The 24,736-nt window shown below is 69.4% G+C and carries 25 protein-coding genes, 1 other RNA gene and 1 pseudogene; 8 read left to right on the forward strand and 19 right to left on the reverse strand.

Annotated elements, in window-relative coordinates; translation table 11 throughout:
* The first annotated feature begins 122 nt into the window (after positions 1 to 122).
* From AAD496_RS07615 to AAD496_RS07640, 6 genes are read left to right on the forward strand one after another with little or no spacing between them, the layout of a single operon-like run.
* On the forward strand, positions 123 to 1,283 hold the full coding sequence (locus AAD496_RS07615; protein WP_349828059.1) for an AAA family ATPase: 1,161 nt from the start codon (positions 123 to 125) through the stop codon (positions 1,281 to 1,283).
* Entirely contained in the window at positions 1,283 to 2,185 is a 903-nt protein-coding gene (locus AAD496_RS07620) for a DUF58 domain-containing protein (protein ID WP_349828060.1), read from the forward strand. The genes AAD496_RS07615 and AAD496_RS07620 overlap by 1 nt, the downstream gene beginning before the upstream one ends.
* The gene (locus tag AAD496_RS07625) at positions 2,175 to 2,633 is read left to right on the forward strand and encodes a hypothetical protein (protein ID WP_349828061.1); all 459 of its coding nucleotides are present in this window, start codon (positions 2,175 to 2,177) and stop codon (positions 2,631 to 2,633) included. Before AAD496_RS07620 ends, AAD496_RS07625 begins: the two co-directional genes overlap by 11 nt.
* Entirely contained in the window at positions 2,624 to 3,601 is a 978-nt protein-coding gene (locus AAD496_RS07630) for a vWA domain-containing protein (RefSeq protein WP_349828062.1), read from the forward strand. Before AAD496_RS07625 ends, AAD496_RS07630 begins: the two co-directional genes overlap by 10 nt.
* Positions 3,598 to 4,752: a vWA domain-containing protein gene (locus AAD496_RS07635; RefSeq protein WP_349828063.1), complete on the forward strand. Its 1,155-nt coding sequence runs from the start codon at positions 3,598 to 3,600 to the stop codon at positions 4,750 to 4,752. The genes AAD496_RS07630 and AAD496_RS07635 overlap by 4 nt, the downstream gene beginning before the upstream one ends.
* Entirely contained in the window at positions 4,749 to 5,735 is a 987-nt protein-coding gene (locus tag AAD496_RS07640; protein WP_349828064.1) for a hypothetical protein, read from the forward strand. The genes AAD496_RS07635 and AAD496_RS07640 overlap by 4 nt, the downstream gene beginning before the upstream one ends.
* Positions 5,736 to 5,751: 16 nt before the next feature.
* Here AAD496_RS07640 and AAD496_RS07645 read toward each other — a convergent pair whose 3' ends face one another.
* The 17 genes from AAD496_RS07645 to AAD496_RS07725 all read right to left on the reverse strand — a co-directional run bounded on the left by AAD496_RS07645 (position 5,752) and on the right by AAD496_RS07725 (position 21,358).
* Positions 5,752 to 5,997, reverse strand: a complete 246-nt coding sequence (locus AAD496_RS07645) for a hypothetical protein (protein ID WP_349828065.1) — start codon at positions 5,995 to 5,997, stop codon at positions 5,752 to 5,754.
* A gap of 16 nt (positions 5,998 to 6,013) precedes the next feature.
* A complete protein-coding gene (locus tag AAD496_RS07650; protein WP_349828066.1) occupies positions 6,014 to 6,247 on the reverse strand; it encodes a DUF4258 domain-containing protein in 234 nt (77 codons plus the stop codon).
* A gap of 75 nt (positions 6,248 to 6,322) precedes the next feature.
* Positions 6,323 to 7,033 carry a glutamine amidotransferase-related protein gene (locus AAD496_RS07655; protein ID WP_349828067.1) on the reverse strand — a complete coding sequence of 237 codons (711 nt, stop codon included), beginning with the start codon at positions 7,031 to 7,033 and terminating at the stop codon, positions 6,323 to 6,325.
* Entirely contained in the window at positions 7,030 to 7,932 is a 903-nt protein-coding gene (locus AAD496_RS07660; protein ID WP_349828068.1) for a serine hydrolase, read from the reverse strand. Before AAD496_RS07660 ends, AAD496_RS07655 begins: the two co-directional genes overlap by 4 nt.
* 38 nt (positions 7,933 to 7,970) lie before the next feature.
* Entirely contained in the window at positions 7,971 to 9,005 is a 1,035-nt protein-coding gene (locus tag AAD496_RS07665) for a S66 peptidase family protein (RefSeq protein WP_349828069.1), read from the reverse strand.
* A complete protein-coding gene (locus tag AAD496_RS07670) occupies positions 9,002 to 10,654 on the reverse strand; it encodes an ATP-binding cassette domain-containing protein (protein WP_349828070.1) in 1,653 nt (550 codons plus the stop codon). The genes AAD496_RS07665 and AAD496_RS07670 overlap by 4 nt, the downstream gene beginning before the upstream one ends.
* A gap of 106 nt (positions 10,655 to 10,760) precedes the next feature.
* Positions 10,761 to 11,726 (reverse strand): ABC transporter permease, encoded by a 966-nt coding sequence (locus tag AAD496_RS07675; RefSeq protein ID WP_349828071.1) that lies wholly within the window; start codon positions 11,724 to 11,726, stop codon positions 10,761 to 10,763.
* Positions 11,726 to 12,775, reverse strand: a complete 1,050-nt coding sequence (locus tag AAD496_RS07680; protein WP_349828072.1) for an ABC transporter permease — start codon at positions 12,773 to 12,775, stop codon at positions 11,726 to 11,728. Before AAD496_RS07680 ends, AAD496_RS07675 begins: the two co-directional genes overlap by 1 nt.
* Positions 12,776 to 12,777: 2 nt before the next feature.
* Positions 12,778 to 14,649 carry an ABC transporter substrate-binding protein gene (locus AAD496_RS07685; RefSeq protein ID WP_349828073.1) on the reverse strand — a complete coding sequence of 624 codons (1,872 nt, stop codon included), beginning with the start codon at positions 14,647 to 14,649 and terminating at the stop codon, positions 12,778 to 12,780.
* Positions 14,650 to 14,753: 104 nt separating this feature from the next.
* Positions 14,754 to 15,716, reverse strand: a complete 963-nt coding sequence (locus AAD496_RS07690) for a carbohydrate ABC transporter permease (RefSeq protein WP_349828074.1) — start codon at positions 15,714 to 15,716, stop codon at positions 14,754 to 14,756.
* Positions 15,717 to 15,743: 27 nt separating this feature from the next.
* A complete protein-coding gene (locus tag AAD496_RS07695) occupies positions 15,744 to 16,706 on the reverse strand; it encodes a carbohydrate ABC transporter permease (protein ID WP_349828075.1) in 963 nt (320 codons plus the stop codon).
* A complete protein-coding gene (locus AAD496_RS07700; RefSeq protein WP_349828076.1) occupies positions 16,706 to 17,419 on the reverse strand; it encodes a metallophosphoesterase family protein in 714 nt (237 codons plus the stop codon). The genes AAD496_RS07695 and AAD496_RS07700 overlap by 1 nt, the downstream gene beginning before the upstream one ends.
* A gap of 48 nt (positions 17,420 to 17,467) precedes the next feature.
* Complete coding sequence (locus AAD496_RS07705) at positions 17,468 to 17,938, reverse strand: tyrosine-protein phosphatase (protein WP_349828077.1); 471 nt, start codon at positions 17,936 to 17,938, stop codon at positions 17,468 to 17,470.
* Positions 17,939 to 17,943: 5 nt separating this feature from the next.
* Positions 17,944 to 18,114 (reverse strand): hypothetical protein, encoded by a 171-nt coding sequence (locus tag AAD496_RS07710; protein ID WP_349828078.1) that lies wholly within the window; start codon positions 18,112 to 18,114, stop codon positions 17,944 to 17,946.
* On the reverse strand, positions 18,068 to 18,868 hold the full coding sequence (locus AAD496_RS07715; protein ID WP_349828079.1) for an ABC transporter ATP-binding protein: 801 nt from the start codon (positions 18,866 to 18,868) through the stop codon (positions 18,068 to 18,070). Before AAD496_RS07715 ends, AAD496_RS07710 begins: the two co-directional genes overlap by 47 nt.
* Positions 18,869 to 19,056: 188 nt before the next feature.
* The gene (locus AAD496_RS07720; protein ID WP_349828080.1) at positions 19,057 to 19,983 is read right to left on the reverse strand and encodes a MurR/RpiR family transcriptional regulator; all 927 of its coding nucleotides are present in this window, start codon (positions 19,981 to 19,983) and stop codon (positions 19,057 to 19,059) included.
* Positions 19,984 to 20,212: 229 nt separating this feature from the next.
* Positions 20,213 to 21,358: an ATP-binding protein gene (locus tag AAD496_RS07725; protein WP_349828081.1), complete on the reverse strand. Its 1,146-nt coding sequence runs from the start codon at positions 21,356 to 21,358 to the stop codon at positions 20,213 to 20,215.
* A gap of 151 nt (positions 21,359 to 21,509) precedes the next feature.
* Between AAD496_RS07725 and AAD496_RS07730 the strand changes: the two are divergent.
* Together AAD496_RS07730 and AAD496_RS07735 are read left to right on the forward strand one after the other, a co-directional pair.
* Positions 21,510 to 21,809: pseudogene (locus tag AAD496_RS07730) on the forward strand (amidohydrolase family protein); the annotation flags it as partial.
* 61 nt (positions 21,810 to 21,870) lie between these two features.
* Entirely contained in the window at positions 21,871 to 23,292 is a 1,422-nt protein-coding gene (locus AAD496_RS07735) for an ABC transporter substrate-binding protein (protein ID WP_349828082.1), read from the forward strand.
* 53 nt (positions 23,293 to 23,345) lie between these two features.
* Here AAD496_RS07735 and AAD496_RS07740 read toward each other — a convergent pair whose 3' ends face one another.
* Together AAD496_RS07740 and ssrA are read right to left on the reverse strand one after the other, a co-directional pair.
* A complete protein-coding gene (locus tag AAD496_RS07740; RefSeq protein WP_349828083.1) occupies positions 23,346 to 24,089 on the reverse strand; it encodes an SDR family oxidoreductase in 744 nt (247 codons plus the stop codon).
* A gap of 139 nt (positions 24,090 to 24,228) precedes the next feature.
* Positions 24,229 to 24,605: a transfer-messenger RNA gene (gene ssrA / locus AAD496_RS07745) on the reverse strand.
* Positions 24,606 to 24,736: the final 131 nt, after the last annotated feature.

Genomic DNA, 24,736 nt, shown 5'->3' on the forward strand with positions numbered 1-24,736 from the left:
GCGTGGTATCGGACCGCCGCCGAGGCGCACGTTCCGGGACTGCGACACCGTGTCTCCACTTCGGTGTCCGTACCCCCGTCTAGGCTGGTGGAACACGCCAGCCCGACCCCGGAAGGACCCTCATGTCGCAGGCCCCGCAGCCGAACCGTCCCGTCCAGGCACCGGCCGCGCCCCCGCAGGGCGGACCGACGGGTGGGGACAGCGCGCCCGCCCGGGGCACCTCGGCGGCGCAGTCCCCGCAGGCACGTTCTCCGCAGCCGCAGACCTCCCCGCCACAGGGGACCCCGAACCCCCACCAGGCGCCGGCGAACACGCAGGAGATCGGGCACGCGCAGGGGATCCTGTCCTCGGTCGAGCAGTACCTCGACCACTTCGTCGTCGGGCAGCGACGGCTGCGTGAGACCCTCGTGCTCGGTCTGCTCACCGGCGGCCACGTGCTCCTGGAGAGTGTGCCGGGTCTGGCGAAGACGACGGCGGCCAGCGCCCTGGCGAACGCGGTGCGCGCGGACTTCGCCCGGATCCAGTGCACGCCGGACCTCCTGCCCAGCGACATCATCGGGTCCCAGATCTACAACTCCTCGACGGGTGATTTCGAGATCCGGCTCGGCCCCGTCCACGCCAACCTCGTCCTCCTCGACGAGATCAACCGGTCGAGCGCGAAGACGCAGTCGGCGATGCTCGAGGCGATGCAGGAGAAGCAGACGACGATCGGCGGGCACCGTTACGAGATGCCCTCGCCCTTCCTCGTGATGGCGACCCAGAACCCGATCGAGCAGGAGGGCACGTACCAGCTGCCCGAGGCCCAGCTCGACCGCTTCATGATCAAGGACGTCCTGGAGTACCCGACCCCCGACGAGGAGATGGAGATCCTCCGGCGCCTCGACGCCGGTGTCTTCTCCTCGGAGGAGCGGCCCTCGCCGGCCTGTTCGCTCGACGACGTGCGGATCCTCCAGGAGACCGCACGGAACATCTACATCGACCCGGCGATCAGCCGCTACCTGGTCGAGATCGTCACCGCCACACGCAACGCCGGGCGGTACATCGGTCCGCTCGCCAAGTACATCGAGTGCGGGGCGAGCCCACGTGCCTCGATCGCGTTCACCAACGCCGCCCGGGCCCTGGCCATGATCCGGGGCCGCAACTACGTGGTTCCGGAGGACGTCAAGGACCTGGCCGTCCGCATCCTCCGCCACCGCGTGATCCTCGGGTTCGAGGCCGTGGCGGAGAACATTCCGGTCGAACGCGTCATCACCGATCTGCTCAAGGCCGTCCGGACGCCCTGATGGCGGCCCTGCTCACGAAGGTCAAGGCGCGCATGTCGATCCATGCGCACCGGCGGACCCGCGGTCTGCTGGAGGGCGAGTACGCCTCCGTCTTCCACGGCCACAGCATGGATTTCGACGACCTGCGGGAGTACGTGCCCGGTGACGAGATCCGGGACATCGACTGGAAGGCGACCGCCCGCCACACGACCCCGCTCGTCAAACGTTACGTCGCCCACCGACGCCACGCGCTGGCGATCGTCACGGACACCGGGATCGGTCTCGACGCGGTCTCCGCCTCCGGGGAACCCAAGCGCGAGGTCGCCATCATGCTCGCCGGCATGGCCGGATACCTGGCGGTCCGCCACGGTGACGACGTCATGCTCGTCGACGGGTGGGGGCAGCACACCCGCCACTCGGAGAAGAAGGGCACCGAGGCCCACCTCGAACAGCTGTTGCGCCGCATCCAGTCCGCCCAGGCCCCGGCGGGGTTCCCGGCCGACCGGTCGAGCGACATCGGCGTCCGGCTGCAGTGGGTGGCCGAGCACCTGCGCAAGCGCATGCTCGTCATCGTGCTCGCCGACGACGCCCCGCTCGACCGCCTCGACCCACGCCTGTTGCGGCGTCTGGACGTCCAGCACGAGCTCATGTGGATGACGATCGCCGACGCGGACCTCGAATCCTTCTCCCGCGGCACGGACAGCCCCTTCGACATCGTCGACCCGACCGGGACCGGGCTGCCCCCGGAGATCCTGCGCGGGGCCGGTCTGTGGGAGGAGTACCGGGCCGCCGAGGCGCGCAGGATCGCGGCGAACGAAGAGGTCCTGCGCACCGCGGGCATCCCATTCACCCGCGTCGCCGGGACCGACGACTCCCTCGAACAACTGCGACGACTCATGAGGAGGCAGCACGGTGGGCGGTGAACTCTACCCGGCGATGTCGCCCTCCTCGTGGTGGGTGGCCCTGGCCGTCCTCGGCCTCCTCATCGCCGTCCTGTTGCTCGGGATGCCCCTGTGGCGGGCACTCGTCCGGGCCCGGCGCAGTGCCGGGGAACTCGGCGCGGTCCCGCAGCACGTGGCGTTCACCTACCGGAACCGGATCTCCGAGGTCGAGACGCGGTGGCGGTCCGGTGAGCTCGACGACCGGGCGCTGGCGCAGCAGCTGGGTGTCGTCGTCCGTGACTTCGCCCGGTCGGCCTGGGACATCCGGATCGACCACCTCACGCTGCGGGACCTGCGTGCCCGGCGGATCAGACCGATCGCCGAGGTCGTCGAACTCCTCTACACCGCGGAGTTCTCCCGGCGCGGGTCGAGCAGCGGTGGACAGGACGAACTACGTGCGGTGAAGGAGTTGGTGGGCCGATGGAGCTGATCTTCTGGTGGGTCTCCGTCATCCTGCTCGTCGCGGCCGCCCTCGCCGTGTTCCTCCTGTCCCGACCCCGCCGCCGGACCGGCGGGAACGTGCCGGTGGCGCACCTCGACCGCGTGACCGCCCTGCCGGCCTTCGCCCGGCGGCGGACGGTCCTGCTGCTCGGTGCCGTCGCCGCGTTCCTCGTCGTCGTCCTCACCGCGCTCGTCGCCCTCGTCGGGATCGCCCGTCCGGTACGGATCGAGGCGGTCTCCCCCGAACGTGAACGCCGTGACGTCATGCTGTGCCTCGACGTGTCCGGTTCGATGCTGCCCTACGACGCGGAGATCATCGACTCCTACCTGGAGATGATCGAGTCCTTCGACGGCGAGCGGATCGGGATGACGGTGTTCAACCAGTCGGCGATCCTCTCGTTCCCGCTCACCGACGACTACGACATGGCCACCGAGTACCTCACGGAGGCCCAGGAGGCCGTGAGCTCCTGGGAGTTCGAGTCCAGCAGCATCGCCCAGGGCACCTTCGACTGGAACATCCCCGGCGCCTCGCTCATCGGTGACGGACTGGCCTCGTGCATCGACAACTTCGACCGCGACGAGGAGGACCGGTCGCGGTCCGTGGTCTTCGCCACCGACAACGTGGTGAGCGGTGTCGAGACCTTCACCGTCCCGGAGGCCACCGAACTGGCCGTCGACATCGGCGCGCGCATCTACCCGCTCTACCCCGACAGCTTCTGGGCCGGGTCCGAGATCGAGGAACTCGTCGCCGCCGCAGAGGACACCGGGGGTGTCGACTTCCCCATGAGCTCCGCCTCGGCCGCCGAGGACATCGTCTACGAGATCCAGGCGCAGGAGGCCGCACTCACCGACGCGGAACCGATCGTCCTCGTCCACGACCGGCCCGTCGTGTGGTTGGTCCTCACCCTGTTCGGCCTCGTCGCCGTGCTCGTCCTGTCCTGGAGGTTCCGGCTGTGAGACTCGGTGGACTGCTCCTCGACCCCGTGTGGCCCCTGTGGCTGGTGGGGCTCCTCGTGCTCGTGCTCGGGGCCGGCTGTGTGTTCCTCGCCGTGACGGTGAAGGAGAACCGGTGGAAGTGGCTGTGCCGCACCGGTGCCCTCGTGCTGTTGGCACTCGCCTTCGTCCGGCCCGCGGTGCCCGTGTCCTCGACGGCGCACACCGCCGAGAGCGCGGTCGACGTGTTCCTCGTCGTCGACACCTCGGCTTCCATGGTCGCCGAGGACTGGGGTGGACAGGAGCCCCGCCTCGACGGGGTGAAGGAGGACCTCGACGCCCTCATCGGCCAGTTGCCGGGGGCGCGGATCAGCATGATCACCTTCGACTCGGACGCAGCCGTCCGGGTGCCGCTCACCACCGACCACGCGGCGGTCCGGTCCGCCGTCGACACCCTGCGCCCGGAGATCACGCGCTACTCCGGTGGGTCGTCCGTCACCGCCTTCACCGAGGTGCTCCGTGACCGTCTCGACGCCGCCGCCGAGCAGAACCCGGCCAACGCCCGGGTCGTCTACTACTTCGGTGACGGCGAGCAGACCTCGCAGGATTCCCCCGCCTCGCTCGCCGAGTTCGGGTCCGAGGTGTCCGAGGGCGCAGTGTTCGGCTACGGCACCGTGGCCGGTGGCCCGATGAAGGAGACCCGCCTGGCCGAAGGGTTGGCGGATCCCACCGGCGGGGGTGAGGGCGGCGAGGAGGCCGAGGGCCCGACGTACATCCAGGACCCCGCGACGGGCAAGAACGCCGTCTCCCGGATCGACGAGCCACAGTTGCGGGCGATGGCCGGCGAGCTCGGTGTCGGATACGTCCACCGGGGTGCGATGACCGGCTTCGACTCCGCCTACGCCGCGCCGACCTTCGAGACCCAGCTCGTCGAGAAGGAGATCGCCGGGGGCACGCGGGAGTTCTTCTGGATCCCGCTGATCCTCGTCTTCGGTTGGATCGCCGCCGAGGCGGTCTTCTCCCTCACCCGCGTCCGCTCGCTCTCGACACTCGGGAAGGGCGGTCCCCCTGCCGGACGAGTCCGCGGTGCGCCCGTTCACCCCGGTGCCACCGGACGTCCCGTCGCACCCGGACCGGCAGGTCACCCCGTTCCGCCGAGGAGGTACGGCGCATGAACCCGCAGGACCCGACGACCGGAGCCGCCCCGAAGAAGGGGAAGAAGGCTCTGAAGAAGGGCAAGACGGCCCCGCAGGAAGGGACGAGGACCCGCCGGGCGCCGGCGTGGCTCGCGAAGATGCGCCCCGGACCGGACAACCCCCTGCGTCAGGTCCGGATGGGGGTGAGCGGGTGGCTCTCGGTGAGCACCGGCGCCGTCCTCGCCCTCTTCTTCGGGTCGATGTTCGTCCCCTGGGGCATCCTCACCGGGTCGTCGCAGGCCTTCGCGGCGGGCGACTCCCAGAAGACGATCGAACGAGCCGATCAGTTCGAGGACATCAGTCCGACCGAACGGCACAAGCCGCCCTTCAACCGAGGAACGACCGCCGCGGTGGACGGTGACTACGACACCGCGGAGTCCGAACTGAGGGTCGCCCTCGAACGGACCCCCGAGGCCGACGAGTGCGCGGTGCGCCTCAACCTCGCCTGGGTGGTGGAGCAGAAGGCCGGGATCGCCCGGGCCGACGACGACATCGACACCGCGAACGAACGGTACGACGAGGCCCAGACGCTCCTGGCGGAGGCACCCGAGTCCTGCCGCCCGGAGAACTCCCCGCAGCAACAGGCCAACGAGAACGCCCAGGAGCGGACCGAGAACGCCCAGGAGGAGATGAACCAGGAGGGCTCCGGCGAGGGCTCCGAGGGTGAGGGCGAAGGATCCGAGGGAGAGAACGAAGGAGAGAGCGGATCCGAGGGCGAGAACGGCGGGTCCGGCGACAGCGGGAACTCCGGTGGCTCCGGCGACGAGGACGAGGGGTCCGGTGGTGGCTCCGAGGACGAGGAGAACCAGGCACCGAAGGACCCACTCGAGGGTGGCGAGGTCCCGGACGATCCGGAGGAGAAGAAGCGCATCCTGCGCGAACGCTCCGAGAAGGGCCAGGAACGCCAGGACCAGCAGGACCAGGCCGAGGACGGCTCCTCCGGCTACGACAAGCCCTGGTGACGGAGCCCAGACGTGGTCAGTTCTTCTGACCGTACTTCCGGTAGGCGTTCTGCTTGGAGGTCCGTAGGGCCATACCGATCGCGGTCCAGGAATCTCCGGCGTCCCGTGCCTGGTCGACAGCGTGCTGGAGCCTGGACTGGGACTCTTCGACCGCCTTGCGCGCGGCCGCGACCGCCCGCAAATGCTTGCCGTCACGCATCGAGTCGGGGTCGATGCCATCGATGAAGTCGTCGATGTCGCTGCGGATCGGAAGTTCGGACATGGTAATCACCCCTCGCTCAGAGGAAGTCGTAGTGGCTGGGTCTGAGAATGTCTGCAGGGATGACCCGCATCGGATCGTCCATCGGGACCACGACGAGCTCGAGGAACCTGCCGTGTTGGTCAGCACCGATGACGAACAGTCGCAGTTCCCCGTCGTACTCCTGCTCGCGGTACCGGATCGCGTTGTCGAGCGCGTGGAAGATCTCCTCGTCCGTGATCCCGTGTTCACGAGCACTGTCCAAGATCCTCACATCGTCATCATAATGTTGACGATGTGCCAGGATAAATGCCGTCGGCGAACCCCCACTACAACCTGTCGGGTCCAGTCAGGTCGTGGTGCGGCGGACCTCTCGCACGAAGCCGTCGACCAGGGCTTCGGCGTCCGGGACGACACGGTCGGAGATCTCCCTGGCCCGGGCGAGGAGCTGCTCCTTGTCGAAACCGAGCGCGGCGAGGCGGTCGCCGTCCCACCGGGTGAGGTTCTCGGCCCCGGCTTCCGGGTGGAACTGGGTGCCCCACGCCCGGCCGACACGGAAGGCCTGGTTCTCGCACAGTTCGCTCGTCGCCAGAAGCACGGCGGAATCCGGCAGTCGGGTGATCCTGTCGACATGGCTCTCGACGAAAGCCGTCTCCCGGGTCACGCGAGCGAACACCGGGTCCTCGGCGGCCGCCGGCGTCATCGTCACGTCGGTGTACCCCTTCTCCGGTGCACCGGTGCGGGCTTTCACCTCTCCCCCGGCCACGTGCGCGAGCATCTGGCCACCGAGGCAGATACCCAGTTGCGGGACGTCCTCGGCGAAGGCCCGTTCCACCAGGCGCCTCTCGTCGGCCAACCACGGCGCGGTGTCGTCCTCGTCCGGCATGAGACCTCCGCCGAGCAGCACGAGACCGTCGTAGTCGCCGAGCGCCGTGGGCTCCGGGAAGGGGCTCACCCCGGCGATCCGCAGGTCGAACTCGACGTCCCGGGCCACGAGCCACGGCACGAGAGCGCCGGGCTTCGAGTCGGTGTCGTTGACGATCATGAGCAGGCGGGTCATCGGGTCCCCTCGTCGGTGGTGGATGCGGTTTCATGTGCGCGGGCGGTGCCCGGATAGCTCCCGGGCAGGAGCGCCTCGTGGATCGCCTCGCCGGCGCGGCGCATGATCGGCATGACCTCGCGGACCCGGTCGGTCCCGGTTTCCCAGTTGGCGATGACGGCGTACGCGATCCGCTTCTCGCGCGTCATGGCGATGCCGATGTCCGCCCGGATCGTCCCGTTCGTCCCGGTCTTGTTCACCACCCACGCCCCACGGTCGTATTCGTAGTGTGCGAGCGGGTCCGGGTCGAAGGCGGAAGCGACCATCGAGGTGTCGGTCCCCGCGCCCAACCACCGGCGCAGCACCTCGGACAGACTCTCGTCGAAGAAGGCGTCACGCGAGACACCTGCCATGAAATCGGACAGCTCCGCCGCCGTCCCCGAGGACAGTCGTGCCGGGGCCCCTGCGGGCCGGGGCCATCGCAGGTAGTCGTGCAGCCCCGAGGACGTGTACCCGAGCGCGGCCGTGTCGCGGTGGACCCGGTCGAGGCCCACGCGCCGGGCGAGGACGTTCGTCGCGAAGTTGTCACTCACCGCCCCGATGAGCATGCCGATGTCGAACACGCTGAGGCTGTCCTGCTGCAACAGGTACCAGAGCCCGGAATCGGCCACCCGCTCGGAAGGCCGCCGCCGGAGCTTCTCGTCGAGCGAGAGCTCGCCGTCGCGGACCATCGCGAGCGCGGAGTACAGGAGGAACACCTTCGGCACGCTCGCGGTGCCGAGTTCCAGGTCCGGCTGATGACTGAACAGCACCGCTCCGGAGTCGATGTCGTAGGCGTGTGCGGAGAACTCGACACCGTCGAGTGCGGTGAACGACTCCGGGGAGAAGGGTGGGGTGTCGAAGTACGGGGAGGACGTCACGGGGTCTCCTTCGAGGAGGTCGGTACGGCGAAGGCAGGTCAGGGAAGGACGGTGAGCGTGGGCGTCCCACCGGCCGGGGCGTCGAGACATACCTCAACGCCGAGCGGCGCCGAGAGCGCGTGGGGATCGTGGCCGAAGCCCAGCTCGCCGACGACGGGCACACCGCGGGACTCCAGACCGGCGGCCCGGGCGTATTCGAGTGCGAGCGCCTCGACCTCGGCGACCGGCGGGCAGTCGTCCCAGGACCCGAGGACGAGCGCCTCGATCCGGTCCAACTGCCCCGAGCGCAGGAGGTGCAGCCAGAACCCGTCGAGGCGGTAGGTCTTCTCGCCGACGTCCTCGACGAGCAGGACGGAACCGGTCGGGGCCCCTCCGTCCCCGCTCCCTGCGGGCACAGCTCGCGAGGTGCCCTCCCCGGTCCCCCGCTCGTGGCGCAGGCTCTCCGGTGCACCGACGGCCCCGGCCAACAGGGCGAGGTTCCCGCCGGTCGTCCGGCCGGTCGCACTCCCCGGCAGGAGGGTGAGGGCGTCCGGACCGGAGACGGTCCGTCCTCCCCAGGGCTCGAACATCCACCGGTGCACGTCCGCGGGGATCCTGTCGGACTCCCGGAACACGGCATTGCCCGGCATCGGGCTGAAGAGGCTGGGGACACCGACGTGGTGCTCGATCGCCCGGTGGAGTGCGGTCACGTCGCTCGATCCAGTGAGCAGGGTCGGACGTCCGTCCGCCCGCCACGCACGGGACCGCATCCGGTCCCAGTCGATCCCGTCGAGCAGACGCATGGCCCCGTATCCTCCACGCAGGCAGACGACGGCGGCGACATCCGGATCGCACCAGGCCTCGACGAGATCGGACCGCCGTCCCTCGTCGGTGCCGGCCAGGTAGTCCGCCGCCCGCGGATGGCGGTCCTCGACGTGGGCACCGACCTGCACGTCGAGTCCCCAGGACTCCAACACGTGCACCGCATGGTCGAGTCCCTCCCGGTCGGTCGGCCCCGAGGCGGCCACGAGGGCCACGCGGTCACCGCGGGTCAGGGGCGCCTCGGCGGCGTAGGGGGAGGTGGCCGCGCTCACAGTGCACCGACCCGGTCGGCGCGGAAGGACGGGACGGCGGCGAGGAGTTCCTTCGTATAGGCGTGCTGCGGGTCGAGGAGCACCTGTTCGACGGGGCCGCGTTCGACGATCCGGCCGGCGCGCATGACGGCGACGGTGTCCGCGATGTTCCACGCGAGTCCGAGGTCGTGGGTGATGACGAGGGTCGACGTCCCCCGGTTCTTCCGCAGGGCCAGGAAGAGCGAGAGGATCTCGCCACGCACGCTCGCGTCGAGGCTCGCGACCGGTTCGTCGGCGACGAGGATCTCCGGTTCGAGGGCCAGGGCACCGGCGATGACGACGCGTTGCCGCTGCCCGCCGGAGAGCTCCTGGGGAATCGAGGAGAGGTACCGTTCCGCGGGCAGGAGCTCGGCGGCTTCGAGCGCCTCGATCACCCGGGAGTGCTCGTCCCCGGAGAACTTCTGGACACGCAGGCCCTCGGCGACCGACTCGTAGACGCTGAGCTTCGGGTTGAGCGATCCCGAGGGGTCCTGGAGCACCATCTGCACCGACCGCCGGAACTCCCGTAGTGCCTTCGCCTTCCGGCCCAGGGGCTTCCCGCGGTACTCGACCCGGGAACCCGCGTCGGCCTCCTGGAGCCCCAGGAGTGTCCGGGCGAGAGTGGTCTTGCCGGACCCCGACTGGCCGACGACCGCGAGGATCTCCGCATGGTGGAGGTCGAGGTCGACGTCCGCGACGGCACGGACCGCGTGGCCGCGTCCGCTGAAGGTGACGTTCACCCCGGTGGCGGAGAGCACGACCTCCTCGGTCATCTCCTGCGGATCCTCCACGGTGATCCGCGCGGGATTCCGGGTCACCGGCTCCAGGCGGCTCGTGCGGTCGCCGATCGTGGGGAACGCCTCGGCCAGCTGGCGGGTGTAGTCCTCCTGTGGAGCGGCGACGACCCGTGCGGACGGACCAACCTCGACGAGCTCGCCGTGGCGCATGATCGCCAGGTCCTCACACACGTAGGCGAGGACCGAGAGGTCGTGGGAGATCATGAGCAGGCTGATGCCGTGCTCGGCGACGAGGGAGGAGATCTCGTCGAGGATCTGCTTCTGGACGATGACGTCGAGGGCGGTGGTCGGTTCGTCGGCGATGATGACGTTCGGCTCACAGGCGAGGGCCATGGCGATCATGATCCGCTGCTTCTGCCCACCGGAGAGTTCGTGCGGGAACGACTCCGCCTTCGCGACCGGCAGATCGACCTGGGCGAGCAGATCCTCCATGCGCTTCTTCCGCGCCGCGGCACTGCGCCAGGAGTCCTTCACGTGGAGTTCCAGCGCCTCGATGATCTGCGCCCCGACCTTGCGGACGGGGTTGAGGGAGTGGAGGGCTCCCTGGAACACGATCGAGGCCTCCGACCAGCGGACCGCGCGGATCTGCCCGAAGCTCAGCTCGGCCAGGTCCTGGCCGCCGAGCAGCACCCGGCCCGTGACCTCGGCGTTGCGCGGCAACAGGCGCAGGGCAGAGAGGATGAGCGTCGACTTGCCCGAGCCGGACTCCCCGGCGATGCCGAGGGACCCGCCGGCCGGGAGCTCGAGGGACAGGTTCTTGACCGCCTCGACCCGCCCGCGGCCCGTCCGGGTGCGGTAGGTGATCGAGACGTCCTCGAAGACGAGGGATTTCATGTGGGGACTCCCGGGACGTCGGGTGGGGTGGGGAGGACGAGGGGTGTGGCGCGCGGGCCGCACCCGTGGGGCACGGTACGCGCGGTGCTCGCAGGACGCACGGGGCTCACCGCGCCCGCAGCGTCGGGTTGGCGATCGCCTCGAAGGCACGACCGACGAGGGTGAAGGCGAGGACGACGAGGACGATCGCGATGCCGGGTGTGAGGATGTACCACCAGTAACCGGCGGTCGTCGCCGAGGCGTCCATCGCGTTCTTGAGGATCGTGCCCCAGGACTGCTGTCCGGCGCCACCGAGCCCGAGGAAGGCGAGGGTCGACTCCGCGATGATCGCGGATCCCACGGTGAGCGTCGTGTTCGCCATGACGAGCGGCATGACCGCCGGCAGCAGGTGCCGACCGATGATGTGCCAGTGGCCGGCCCCGAGCACCCGGGCGCGTTCGACGTAGAGCCGTGACTCCGCGGACAGGGTCTGCGCACGGACGACACGGGCCGTTCCCGCCCAACTCGTCGCCCCGATCGCGATGACGACCGTGAGCAGACCCCGATCGAGGACCGCGGTGAGGACGATCGCGAGAATGAGCGAGGGGATGACGAGGAAGAAGTCGATGAGTCGCATGACCACTCCCCCGACGAATCCGGTGAAGTGTCCGGCGGCCAATCCCATGACGGTGCCGATCACCATCGACATCGCGGTCGCGGCCACGCCGACGATGAGCGAGATCCGTGCGCCCCAGACCATGCGGGCCCACAGCTCCCTCCCGAAGTTGTCGGTCCCCAGCGGGTGTTCCCAGCTCGGCGGGGCGTAGCGCGGGGAGTCGAGTTGCTGGGTGACGTCGAGCATCTCCCGCGGGGCGATGAGCGGGGCGCACACCGCGACGAGGACGAAGAGGGCGAGCACGACCGCGCCCACCATCCCACCGGTGTCCGCACGGAACTGCGTCCAGGTGTCCTTGGCCGCGGCGATCCGCCGCTGACGTGCGACGGCCGCCGCCGAGGCGCCCTGTCCCCCGGTGCCGACCGTGGCGGTCTCCGTCCGGGGCGTGTCCTGTGGTGACGTGTGCTGCGGGGTCATCAGGCCCTCCTCACGCGGGGGTCGAGTGCGCGGTACACGAGGTCCGCGAGGAAGTTCATGACGATGATGATCGCGGAGAACACGACGAAGGTGCCCTGCAGCAGTGGCAGATCCGGACCGGCGAGCGCTTCGAAGGTGAGTTTGCCCAGGCCCGGCCAGGAGAACACCGTCTCGACAGTGACGGCCCCGGCGATGAGCCCACCGATGTGCATGAACACGAGTGTCACGGTCGGCAGGAGTGCGTTGGGCACGGCGTGGCGGGAGCGCACCCCGTCCTCGTTGAGTCCCTTGGCCCGGGCGGTCGTGAGGTAGTCGGCCGTCATCTCCTCCAGCAGCGAGGCCCGCATGACGAGCAGGTACTGGGCGTAGACGACCGCGACCATCGTGAGCACGGGTAGGACGAGGTGGTGGGCGACGTCGAGCACGTAGGCCGGTGTCCACGGGTCGACACCGGAGGACACCATGCCGCCGGTGGGGAACCAGTGGAGCGTCCCACCGAAGACCATGAGGAGCAGCAGGCCGAGCCAGAAGGTCGGGACCGACCACAGGATGAGGGAGGTGCCCGTCGTCAGCCGGTCGAACCAGGAGTTGCGGCGCCACGCGGCCCGCTGGCCCATCCAGAGTCCCAGTCCGATCGCGAGTGCCGCGGCGGAGGCGGTGAGCACGATGGTGGGCCAGAAGAACTCCGCGATGAGCTCGGAGACCGGCCGCGAGTACACGTAACTGGTCCCGAAGTCCCCGGTGAAGATCCCTCGGAGGTAGTCGAGGAACTGGACGTACCAGGGATCGTTCAGGCCGAGTTCCTCCCGCATCGCCGCCTGTTGCTGGGCGGACATGGGCCGGGTGGCGGCGAGTTTCGAGACCGGGTCACCGGGCAGGAGTTTGAAGGCGAAGTAGCCGAGGGCGACGACCATGAGCAGGCTCACGGCCGCGCCGCCCGACTTGCGCAGGACGTAGGAGAGGAACGAGGAACCCGCCGGAGGGGCGTCCGCCGGGGTCTCCCCCGTCGTCGCCCCTCCGGTGTCCTCGACCGTGGTGTCGGTCGACATGGTCACTCGCGGTCGTCCGCCGACTTCTTGCGCTTGGCGGCGAAGGCGCCACCGCCGCCGATCGCGACGACGAGTGCCACGCCGATGGCGACCCACGCGCCGGTGCTCATTCCACCGCCGGAGTCACCGCCGCCCTCGACGGGCTGCACCGCCGCGTAACCCCAGGGACCGGAGGCACCGGAGATCTGGCCGCCCTCGGCGGGCATGCCCTGGAACCCGGTAAACCGGTCCGACCGGTAGGCCTCCAACTGGTTGGGGTACCACAGGTAGATCGCCGCGGTGTCGGTGTAGTGGATGCGCTGGGCCTCGCGGACCAGTTCGGCGCGCCGCTCGGGATCGAGTTCGACCTTCTGCTGGTCGTAGAGGGCGTCGAACTCCTCGTTGCACCAGCCGTCCTGGGTCGTGCCGCCCTCGCCCTCGGCGTTCGGGCGCACGCCACAGGTGTTGATACCCAGCTGGTAGTCGGGGTCCGGACCGACCGACCACGAGGAGATCCGCAGGTCGTAGTCGCCGGCGGTCGTCCGTTCGTCGTCGGTGCCCGAATCGGTGGGTTCGGGGACGAGGTCGACGCCGATCTCCTCCAGCCAGGGCTCGAGGAACTGCACGGCGTCCGAGGTGTAGGAGGCCTCCGCGTTGAACATGAGGCGGATCTGCAGGGGCTCGCCGTCCTTGTCCCGGATGCCGTCACCGTCGGTGTCGGTCCAGCCCGCGCCTTCCAGGAGTTCCTGGGCGGCCTCCGGGTCGTAGGAGAGGATCGCCTCGTCGTCGGCCGGCAGGTTGTACTGCGGGTAGGAGGGCGGGATGAGTTCGGTGCCCGGGACCGCGTAGTCGCCGACGATCTGCTGCCGGAGCGTGTCCGCGTCGATGCCCTGGCGGATGGCCTGTCGGACGTCCGGGTCCTTGAGGGCCTCGGCGCCGGTGCCGAACTCCTGTCCGTCGGCGCCCGCCTTCCCGGAGTTGAAGGAGATCGCGTAGAACTTGCGGCCCACACCGTTGTTCACGGTGATGCCGTCCTCACCCTCCAGCGCCTCGTACTGTTCCGGCGAGAGACCGGTGACGAAGTCGACCTCGCCGGCCCGCAGGGCGGCGACCTGGGCCTCCGCGTCGGTGTAGTAGATGTACTCGATCCGGTCGACGCCCGGCTGCTCGCCGTAGTACTCGGGGTTCTTCACGAGGCTGATGCGCTGGTTGGGCTGATAGCCCTCGAGGAGGTAGGGCCCCGAACCCACGACGTCCGCGTCCACGGCCTCCTCGACCGGGTTCTCGAACTCCTCCCACACGTGCTTCGGCACGATCGGGATCTCCTCGCCGGGCACCGCGGCCTGCGGCTCCTTCATCGTCACGACGAGGGTCGAGTCGTCCGGCGCTTCGACGGACTCGAAGTTCTGCACGAGGCTGCCGTTGGCACTCGCCATCCCCGACTGCTCCGTGTCGGCGACCATCTGGTCGTAGGTCCACTTGACGTCGGCCGCGGTGATCGGCTCACCATCGGACCAGGTGGCGCCCTCCCGCATGGTGAAGGTCCACGTCTTCGCGTCCTCACTCGCCTCCCAGGACTCCGCGAGGCCGCCGACGGGCGATCCGTCCTCCTGCGAGTACAGGACGAGGTTGTGGTAGACGTACCGGTTGATCTGCGTGGGCGTGAGGTAGACGGAGGTGAAGGGGTTGAACGAGTCGACGAAACCGCTGGTGGCGATGCGCAGCGTCGTCTCGGCGGCCTCGACGGCCACGGGGGTCTCGGGGATCTCCTCGGTCGCGGAGGCGGGGCCGGCGAGAACGGCCGGGGCGAGCGCCAGGCCGACGGCGGTGGCTGCGGCGACGAGGCCACGGCCCGCGCGACTCACGACCCGGCGGGGATGACCGGTGACGGACATGGGGACTCCTCAGGGAAGAAATGCTTCAGGGGATCAATTGTGACCCACTGAACATACCCGCAGGTGACTCACAGCACAAACTCATTGACACCCGCAAGCTCCCCTCACTTCATGCCGGATCGTACGAAGGCCGCGACCACGTACTTCTGCAGGAAGATGTAGAGCAGGAAGACGGGCAGGCACGCCATGCCGGCCGCCGCCATGACCGCACCCCAGTTGTTGCCCTCGGCGGTGAGGAAGGACCGGATACCCACCTGGATGAGGGCGTCGGTCTGCCGCAGGATGAGCGAGGGCCACAGGTAGTCGTTCCACGCGCTGATGAACAACATGATCGTGAGCGCGGCGAGCGCCGGCTTCATGTTCGGCACGACCACCGACCACAGTGCCTGCCACGACGAGCGACCGTCGATCTTCGCCGCGTCGAGCAGCTCGCCCGGGAAGGCCCGCATGTGCTGGACGAGCATGAGCACACCGAAGGCCGAGACGAGGTTGGGCACGACGACACCGGCGATCGTGTTGAGCAGACCCATCTGCGAGACGAGCAGGTAGTTGGGGATCATCGTGATCTGGAAGGGCACCAGCCACGACCCGATGAACAGGAACTGCGCCACCGGCTTGCCGAAGAAGTCGAACCGCGCGAACGCGTAGCTGGCGAGGATCGAGGTGAGCAGCTGGAACACCGTGAGGACGACCGCCATCACCAGGGTGTTCCACATCATCGCGAGGATCGGGATCTGGTCGATGACGTCGAAGTAGTTCTGGACGCTGAAGGGCCACGGGACCGGGCTCTGCGACAGCTGGTCCTCCGGCCGCCGGAACGACGTGGCGAACAGCCAGTACACGGGGAACACGGCGACGACGGCGAGCACCACGTGCCCGATCGCCAGTCCCCCGGAGCTGCGCGCGCCGACCGGCAGGTCGCTGTCGCTGCCCTTCCGGACCTTCCCCGCGCCCGAGGAGCCCTGTCCTCCGGTCTCCGGCGTGCCCGCGAGCACGGGGTCCCGGTGGACGCTGCGGGTCCCGGCCTCCTGGTCGGCCGGTCCGCTCGTGTCGATGACGAATGCCATGGGATCTCCTGATCGAGTGGACGACGCTCAGTCTTCGTAGAAGGCGAACTTGCGGGTGAGGCGCAGGTACAGGACCGCGATGGCACCGAAGACGAGGAAGAGCAGCACACCCGCGGCGCTCGACAGACCGGAGTCGAAGTTCCGGAAGCCGAACTGGTAGAGCAGGTAGTAGATGTTCGTCGTCCCGTTCGAGGGCCCACCCTGGGTGAGGACGTCGATGAGCGGGTAGGTCCACTGGGCGGCGAGCAGCACCGTCATGAGGCCCAGGAAGACGAGCGTGGGCGAGAGCAGCGGCAGGATGATCCACCGGATCACGGTCCACGTGCCGGCACCGTCCAGGCTGGCCGCCTGCCCGTACTCGGGGCTGATCCCCGCCATGCCGGCGGAGACGACGAGCACACCGAATCCGAGCATCTGCCAGCCGACCATGAGGACGATCGCCCACAGTTCCATCGTCGGGTCGCGGAAGACATTGCCCAGGTCGCCTCCGAAGAACCCGACGACCTGCGGGATCGTGCCGCCGTTCGGGGCGAACAGCCAGCGCCACACCGCCGCCGAGGCGACCGGGGTGAGCAGGAACGGCACGAAGATCATGGCCTGGTAGAAGGTCTTCCACCGGCCCCGCACGTGCTGCGAGAGCAGGGCGATGAGCAACGGCAGGCCGAGAGAGAAGACCGCGAATGCGACCGTGTAGAGCACGGTGTTCCACACCGCCTGCTGCATCTCCGGCAGGGTGACGACGTCGACGAAGTTCTGGGCGCCGACGAACTCCTTGGGGCTCGTGGGCAGCATGTTCCAGTCGTAGGTCGACAGGGAGAAGGTCTGCGCCAGCGGCCAGTAGGTCCACAGGATCAGCATGGACAGGGCAGGCAGCAGGTAGAGGTACGGGGCAACACGCTGGAGGAAGGTCGCCCGCGACCGGTGGTCGAGGTCCTTGTGCTCGACCAGCGACTCCGCGCTGCGCTTCTCCTCCTCGACGGGGGCGAACATCAGGCGGACTCCCCCGCCGAGGCGCCGGCGAGGACCTGCTCGGAGTCCTCGGTCCGGTTGGCCGCGTCCACCATGGCCGCCTGTTCCTCGGCGGACTTCTCCATGAAGGCCTGCAGGATCTCCGGGGTCATCTCGTAGACCGTCGGGTGCGCGGCGATCGGGACGACGGTGTGGAGCACCCGGTCCTCGTAGACGTGGACGAGGTTGTACCCCTGGGCGCCGTCCATGCCGCAGGCACCGGGGAAGACGACCTGCAGGTCCTGCGTGTAGCAGGTGGCCGAGGCGACGGAGACCGGGATCCCGCCGGCGAAGGTCGAGGTCGTGTTGTAGTGCAGGTGACCGCCGAGCACTCCGCGCACGTCGGTGCCCTCGATCACCCGGGCGAAGCGCTCCTGGTCCTTGAGCTCGACGAGCTCGATGAGCCCGAGGGGGCTGGGCACCGGCGGGTGGTGGAGGCCGACGAGCGTGCCGTGCTCGGCGGGGGTCGTGAGCTCCTCGGCCAGCCAGTCGAGCTGCTCGTCGGTGAGTTCACCGTGGTGGTGCCCCGGGACCGTCGAGTCGGGCGTGATCGACGAGGCGCGCAGACGCTCGAAGAGGAGCTTCAGGTTCGCGTCGGAGTCCACCTTGTCGTGGAGGAGGGCATCGTCCTCGACGAAGTGGGTGTCGGAGATGTGGAGGATCGTGTGGGACGGGGTGCCGTGCTGGGAGGTCATGGGGTCTCCTCGGTGAAGAACGGGTGTGTGGTGCGGACGGGTGTGGTATCAGGCGGTGAGGCGCTCGCGGAGGGCCTTCAACTGGACCGGGCCGAAACCGTGGGCCTCCAGGTAGGCGACGGCGCCGTCGAACTCCTCGTCCAGACGGTGCAGCAGCGCCTCGATGAGCGGGGCCGGGCTGGCGGTCGTGATGCCGACGACGTCGATGCCCTGGGCCTCGGCGGCCGCGAAGACCGGCATGTGGAGCACCTCGACGGCGTCCCGGCCGACGGCCGAGGGCATGTCGGCCAGTTCGCCGTCGTGCCGCAGGTCGACCATCCGGGTGATCCCGAGCTCGGCCATGTGTGCACGGCCGGCCTCGGCGACCAGGTGGAAGGCGTCGGAGCGGAACACCTGACCGGAGGCCACCACTCCCCCGCGCCGCAGCGGGATCCCGCCGAGGTCACGGAAGTTGTGGGTGCCGGTGACCGGCAGCGGCGCGTTCGGGACGAAGGTGGGGGCGTAGGTCGTGTCGGTCATGGTGCTCACTCCTCGATGAGGTCCTGGGCGCGGGAGGCCGCCTCGGGCAGGGTCTCGTAGGGGTCCTGCCCCTGGAAGATCGCGTCCTGGATGGCGACGTCGAGCAGACGGTCGACCTCCTGGAACTGATCACCCGGGTAGGCCTCGGTTGCGACGAGGCGGTCCAGCTGGGCCATGTTCGGATCGTCGAGGTCGGTGGCCTCGGACCACTCGTGGAGCGGGCCGCCCTCCTCGGTCATCGAGTTCCGCAGCGGCAGGTAGCCGATGCCCGCAGTGATCGCCTCGTAGGCCTCCGGGGAGGTCATGTGCTTCATGAACTCCCGGGCCGCGGACCCGAGCGTGCGCAGACGGGTGCGGGGCGCCTCGGGAGCGGTGGAGGGCCGTGAGCTCCTGCCGGGTCTGCGTGCGCAGGGCCGCGTCGAGGTTGGACAGCGGCTCGTCCATGAGGAAGGCCTTGGGCTCCCGGACGAGGGCGCGGCCGACGGCCACGCGCTGGCGCTGACCGCCGGAGAGCTGCTTGGGCAGGCGGTCGAGCAGGTGATCGATCTCCAGGGAGGCGGCGACCTCCTGGATCCGGATGTCCATCTGCGCAGGCGTGTACTTCGGCCCGCCGTTCTTGTGGGCCTGGGTGAGCGGGAAGCGGAGGTTCCGGCGGACGGTCAGGTGCGGGCAGAGCGCGTAGCTCTGGAACACCATGGCGATGTCGCGCTTCTTGGACGGCACGTCGGTGATGTCGCGGCCGTCGAGGTCGATGGTGCCCAAGGTCGGCTCGAGCAGCCCGGCGAGCATGCGGAGGAGGATCGTCTTCCCGCAGCCGGAGGGCCCGAGGAGGACGCAGAAGTCGCCGTCGGCGATCTGCAGGTCGATGGCGTCCACGGCCTCCGTGCCCTTGAAGGCACGGGTGAGGCCCGTGATGGAAATGGTGCCCATGTCTCACCTCGTGTGTCGGGTCCCCGGAGGATTCGGGAACCGTATGGAAGGTTTTTACATGGATCAGTGTTCACAGGGAACGTGAATACATGGCGGCCTGGGGACGAACACGGCCCCCGACCACGGTGAACCCGTGGCGAGGGCCGGCGAACTGTGATGACGAGGGCGCATCAGTGGGGTGAGGGCGGTCACTCCCCGGACGGGCGGTCACCGTCCTCGGCACCCACGGCACCGCTCTCGTCGTCCGAGGTGACGGTCGCGACGGTCGCGATGAACCGGTCGGAGTTGCGGGTCGTCCCGCGCAGACGGTCCATGACGGCGGAGTGGAGGGCACCGAGGAGCAGGATCTGGACGATGTTGCCGCCCACCCGGTCCTCCTGCCACTGGTTGTAGGTGGCGCCGGCGACGAGGGCGACGTCGGCGAGGTCCGTGAGCGGTGTCCGCCCGAAGGCTGTGAGACCGACGACCGCGGCGCCCGCCGCCTTGGCACCCCGGGCGGCCTCCAGGGTCACGGAGTTCGACCCGGACTCACTGATGACCAGGCACACGTCTCCGGACCGCAGGGAGTTGGCGGCGAAGAGCTGGAGGACGGCGTCGGCCGGCGCCTCGCACAGCAGTTCCGAGGCGACGAACCGCACCGCGACACCCTGGGCGAGCGGGGCCGATCCCCCGGTGCCGATGACGAGCAGGCGGGGTGCCGCGGCCACGAGGTCGGCGGCCCGGGAGAAGGCGGCGACGTCGAGCGTGCCGACCGCCTCGGCGAGTGCCCGGGAGGCGCTGTCGTAGGTGGCGTGCACGATCCCGGCGTCCCCGGACTCGACCGGCGCGGACGCCTGCGCCCGCCGGGACCCGATGTCCCGGGCCAGCAGGAGGCGTAAGTGCTGGTAGCCCTGGAAGCCCAGGTTCTTGCAGGCCCGGCTCACCGTCGCCGCCGAGGTGCCCGTCCGGGCGGCCATCGCCGCCGCGGACAGGTCGAGGACCCCCTCCGGGTCGTCGGCCACGCACTGCGCGACCCGCTGTTCACTCGGGACGAGGGAGGGCAGGAGTGACCGGATCCGGTCGAGCACTCCCCCGGCGTCCGGGAGCTCTGCGGGATCGGCCTCGGCAGTCGTCATGTCTCGTCCTCGTGGTGTCGGATGTGGGCGCCGACGGCGTACTGGACACCGTCGAGGCGCCGGGTGCGGCGGAGGTTGGCACGTCCCGCAACGTGGAATGTCCGCAGGACGCTACCGGATGCACGGTGGCCGTCGGCCACCACCCGGCGACCTGCGGGCGACGCCCGGGTCAACTTTCCCTGAACAGGTACATGTGAGCCGTCTCGCCACGGCGTCGCATCACGGCACGTCACCTCGACCGTACCCGCAGGTGTTCCCGCAGATAGGGCACCGCGAGATCGACGAGCCCGTGCCCGGCCGGGACGACCACCCCGGCGTCGACCAGCCGCCTGCGGTAGGTGCTCGCGTACTTGTCCGTCACGGACATCCGGCGGGCGATCTCGACGGTGCGCGAGGGCCCGTCGTCGAGGGCCATGGCCCGCAGATAGTCGAGGTCCCGGGCCGAGAGCGGGTCGAGTGTGGGCTCGTGGATCTGCCTGCCCATGATCTCCCGGGCCTGCCCCACGGCCGCCTCGACGTGCTCGACCGCGATCGCGGACGCCGCGCCCGCGGCCTCCCAGGCGAGATCCCCGAGGAGCTGGACGAGGTAGGGGTAGTACTCGCTGCGGTCGGTGGCGAGCGCGAGCGCGTCCTCGTCGATCGTCTTCCCGGCCTCCTCGATCGGGGTGCGGATCGCATGGGCCGAGGACTCCCGGTCGAAGTACCCGAGTTCCACCCGCTCGGCCCGGCGCAGGTAGGTGGAGACCTCGTCGTTGACGAGCCCGTTGATGGAGTGCGGCAGGCCGGCGGCGACGAAGGCGAGCGGCGCGCCCTCCCCGATCGCGTGGGCCATCGCGTCGGTGACGACGCGCAATTCGTCGATCGTCGAGCGGTGTACCTCGTCGAGGGTGATGAGCAGGCCGGTTCCTCGTTCCTCGAGGAGCCCGAGGAGTGTCATGAGGGTCGTCCGGATGTCCGGGATCCCCATGTGGTCCTTCTCGTCGCGCCAGGAGACCCCGCCCAGACCGGCCGGCAGGGTCAGGCCGATCATCTTCGCCTTCGAGGTCGTCGCGGCGTCGAAGGCCTCGAGGACCTCCGGCAGCCGGGCCCGGGCGAGCCGCTGGGCGAACCCGGGCGAGGCCTGCTCCTGGACCGTGATCCACTGCCGGGTCGAGGCGACTTCCCGGAAGGTGCCGAGCAGCACCGTCTTGCCGACGCCACGCTGGCCGGTCACGAGAGTCGCCCGACCCCGCGCGCCGGGCCCGCCGTCGATCGCCCGGGCGAAGGCGTCGACCTCGGCCTGCCGCCCGACGAGCGTGGGCGGTTGCGTCCCGAAGCCCGGGGTGAAGGGGGACGCGGAACCGGAGGAGGGCGGGGGCGGGATGGTGACGGTCACGGTCCCCACGGTAGTCCCGGAACACCTCGGGCGCGGGGAAGGGCACGGCCGCTACCAGGACGTCACAGAATGTCACGATGTGGTCACGATCACGATAGTTTCCCAGGATCCTGCCACTTCCCGAAACAGGTACGTGATGTTCTTCACTCCCATGACCTCCCCCACCCTCCTCGTCGCCGGCGGCCGGGTCGTCGACCCGGAGGCGGGCACTGTGACCGCGGCCGACGTCCTCGTCACCGGCGACACGATCACCGGCCTCGTGCCGCCCGGTGCACACTCCCCCGGTGCACGCTCCCCCGGTGCACTCGCCGACGACGCCGGCACCCGCGTGATCGACGCCGCGGGCCGGTACGTGATGCCGGGCTTCGTCGACCTCCACTCCCACGCCCAGGACCTCACGGGGCACCGACTGCAGGTGCTCGACGGGGTGACGACGAGCCTCGAGCTGGAGGCCGGGACCGCCGACCTGCCCACCTTCCTCCGTGCCGCGGCCGCGGAGCCTCGACCCGCACATGTCGACGGCCGAGGCGACCTACGACATCACCCGGGGTGTCTTCGAGGGCCTGGTCGCACTCGACGACGCCGGGGTGCCCCAGCCGCAGCTCGCGGAGTCCGTGGAGGTCAACGACGATTACACGGAGTTCGTCTTCCACCTGCGCGAGGGCGTCACCTTCCACGACGGGTCCGCGCTCGACGCCACCGACGTCGTCGACTCGCTCACCCGCTGGCAGGAGAACTCCCCCGCCGGTGCCGCCTTCGCCGAGGTCACCTTCGAGGCGACGGACGAGTCGACCATGACGTTGACGTCACCGACCTCCTTCTTCGCCGCGCTCACGATGCTCGCCAACCACCAGAACCAGTACCCGGCGATCACGTCCTCCGAGGCGATCGCCTCGGCAGGTGCCGCCGGCATGGAGGACATCGTCGGCACCGGGCCCTACGCCTATGTCGAATGGCAGGACACCCAGCACGTCCAGCTGGAGAAGTTCGCGGACTACACGCCCTACGAGGTCGACACGACCGGCGGCGCAGCTCCGTCGGTGGCGCACTACGACGAGATCTGGTTCGACTTCGTGCCGGACCCCTCGACCGCGCTGTCCGGGTTCCAGGTCGGGGACTACGACGTGTACGCGAGCCCGAGTGCCGACCAGCTGGTCCAGTTGAGCGAGATGCCCGATGTCGCCTCGGCCACCCAGGTCCGTGGCGTCAGCGGCATCACGATCAACCGGACAGCGGACTCCGTGTTCGGGGACAAGCCGATGCGTCAGGCACTCGCCATGGGGCTCGACAACGAGGCGGTCCTCCAGGGTGCCTACGTCGACCCGATGTTCTACTCGGCCGACGGCTCCCTCGCCCTGCCGGGCCAGGAGGACTGGATGACCGAGGCCGGCCTGGAGAACTACGACCGGGTGGACGTCGACGGCGCCAAGGACCTCATCGAGTCCGCCGGGAACACCGGCGCCGAGCTCACCCTCGTCACCACCCGCGAGTACCCGACCCTCTACGACATGGGCGTCGTGATCCAGCAGGAGCTCGAGGGCCTGGGCTTCACCGTGTCGATGGAGACCTACGACTGGGCGACGATGCTCGACATCCTCTCGAACTCGCCGGACGCCTGGGACCTCAGCCCCATGGCCTGGTCCCCGCAGTCGATCCCGACCCGGTACACGTACATGTCCCCGAACGAGGACGGTGCCGGTGAGGAGACCGCCTACTACGAGGCGATCGACGCGGTGAACCACGCCGCCGGCGAGGAGGAGGCGCAGGCCGCGATGGCCGACCTCCAGGAGGTCTTCTGGGAAGAGGTGCCGATGGCCAAGACCGGTACCTACAACGCGATGATGTTCTGGGACTCCGCCTCCGTCCAGGAGATCACGCTCCAGACGGGTGCCGGGGCGACCGGCCTGTACTACCTGGCCGAGCCCGCGAGCTGAGTAACGCCTCCCCTGTCGAGTGGCTCGTCGTCACGCTGATCGCGCCGGAGCGATCAGCGGGCGGCGAGCCACTCGTCGAATGTGGGGCCGCGCAGGTCCGCGTCCTCCCCGGGCAGGACGTCCCCGAGCGCGAGACCGCGCATCATGCCCGTCGGCAACGACATGGGTGGGATCCACCCCCGGCGGCCCTCGTCCCGGGCGACGGCACGCACCATCTCCTCCAGGGACTCCTCACGGGGACCGGCCAGGTCCGTCGCGCGGCCCTGTGCCTCACCGAGCGCGAGTTCGGCCAGCCGTTCCCCGACCACCGCGGCCGCGACCGGCTGGACCCGGCCCTTGGGCGGGAACTGGACGCCGCCGAACCGTGACCGATCGAGCATCTGGAGCGCGAACTCGTGGAACTGGGCGGCCCGCAGGATCGTCCACGGCAGGTGCGAGGCCTGCACCACCGCCTCCTGCGCGACCTTGCCGGCGTAGTAGTCGTGGGGCACGCGGTCGATGCCGACGATCGAGAGGACGACCGCATGGCGGACCCCGGCCGCGGCCGAGGCGCCCAGCAGGTTCCCGGTCGCCGCGGCGAAGAAGTCGATGGCCGGCCGCGCCCCCATGGTCGTCTTGTTCGCGGTGTCCACGACTGCTTCGACCCCCACGAGCGCCTCGGCCAGGCCCGCGCCCGTCACGAGGTCGACCCCGGTGGAGCGGGAGAGCACGCGGGCCTCGTGTCCGGTGGAACGCAGGGCCTCGACCGTGGCACGGCCGACCACCCCGGTCCCTCCTGCGACGGCGACGACAGTCATCGGGAATCCACTCCTTCGTGGTCGGACGGTTCCGATCACGTCCATTGTGTCCGCGTCGAGGCGCCCTGACCGGGCCGCCTGCCAGGTGCTGAATACACGACGGGCCCCGACCGTGTGGTCGGGGCCCGTCGTGAGGGGTACGTGGAGATGGCGGGAATCGAACCCGCGTCCGTCGGCATGTCATCAGGTCTTCTCCGGGTGCAGTCCGTGAATGGCTGTCTTAGGTCCAGGTCCCGTGCACGAACACACGGACCAACGGACGGATTCGGCTGAAAGTCCCCCTGACACCACCGACGAGTGGCAGGAGCAGTGGCTTCCTAGCTGACGCCAGGAACCGGAGCGGAAGCTACCCCGGGCTGACGGCTACGCAGCTCGCTCGATCAGGCGGCGAGGGCGTATGCAGTGCGGTCGTTAGACTTAGCACTTATTGGTTTGCGAAGAGCGTTAACGAGATGACTTCGCATTCTCGACCCGCTTCCCCTGAATCAATGACCGGCGTCGAAACCGATCATCCCCCTATGTGATTACCAAGTCCCGCGCGATCCACCGGACCTCTCGGACCCGCTCTCGCGCGGACCTTCAACGGTACCACTGCAACGTCGCGGACGTCCAGTGGTATTCCAGACCCACCGGGCCGGGGCGCCTCG

The sequence above is a fragment of the Brevibacterium litoralis genome (assembly GCF_040212315.1).
GTDB lineage: Bacteria > Actinomycetota > Actinomycetes > Actinomycetales > Brevibacteriaceae > Brevibacterium > Brevibacterium litoralis.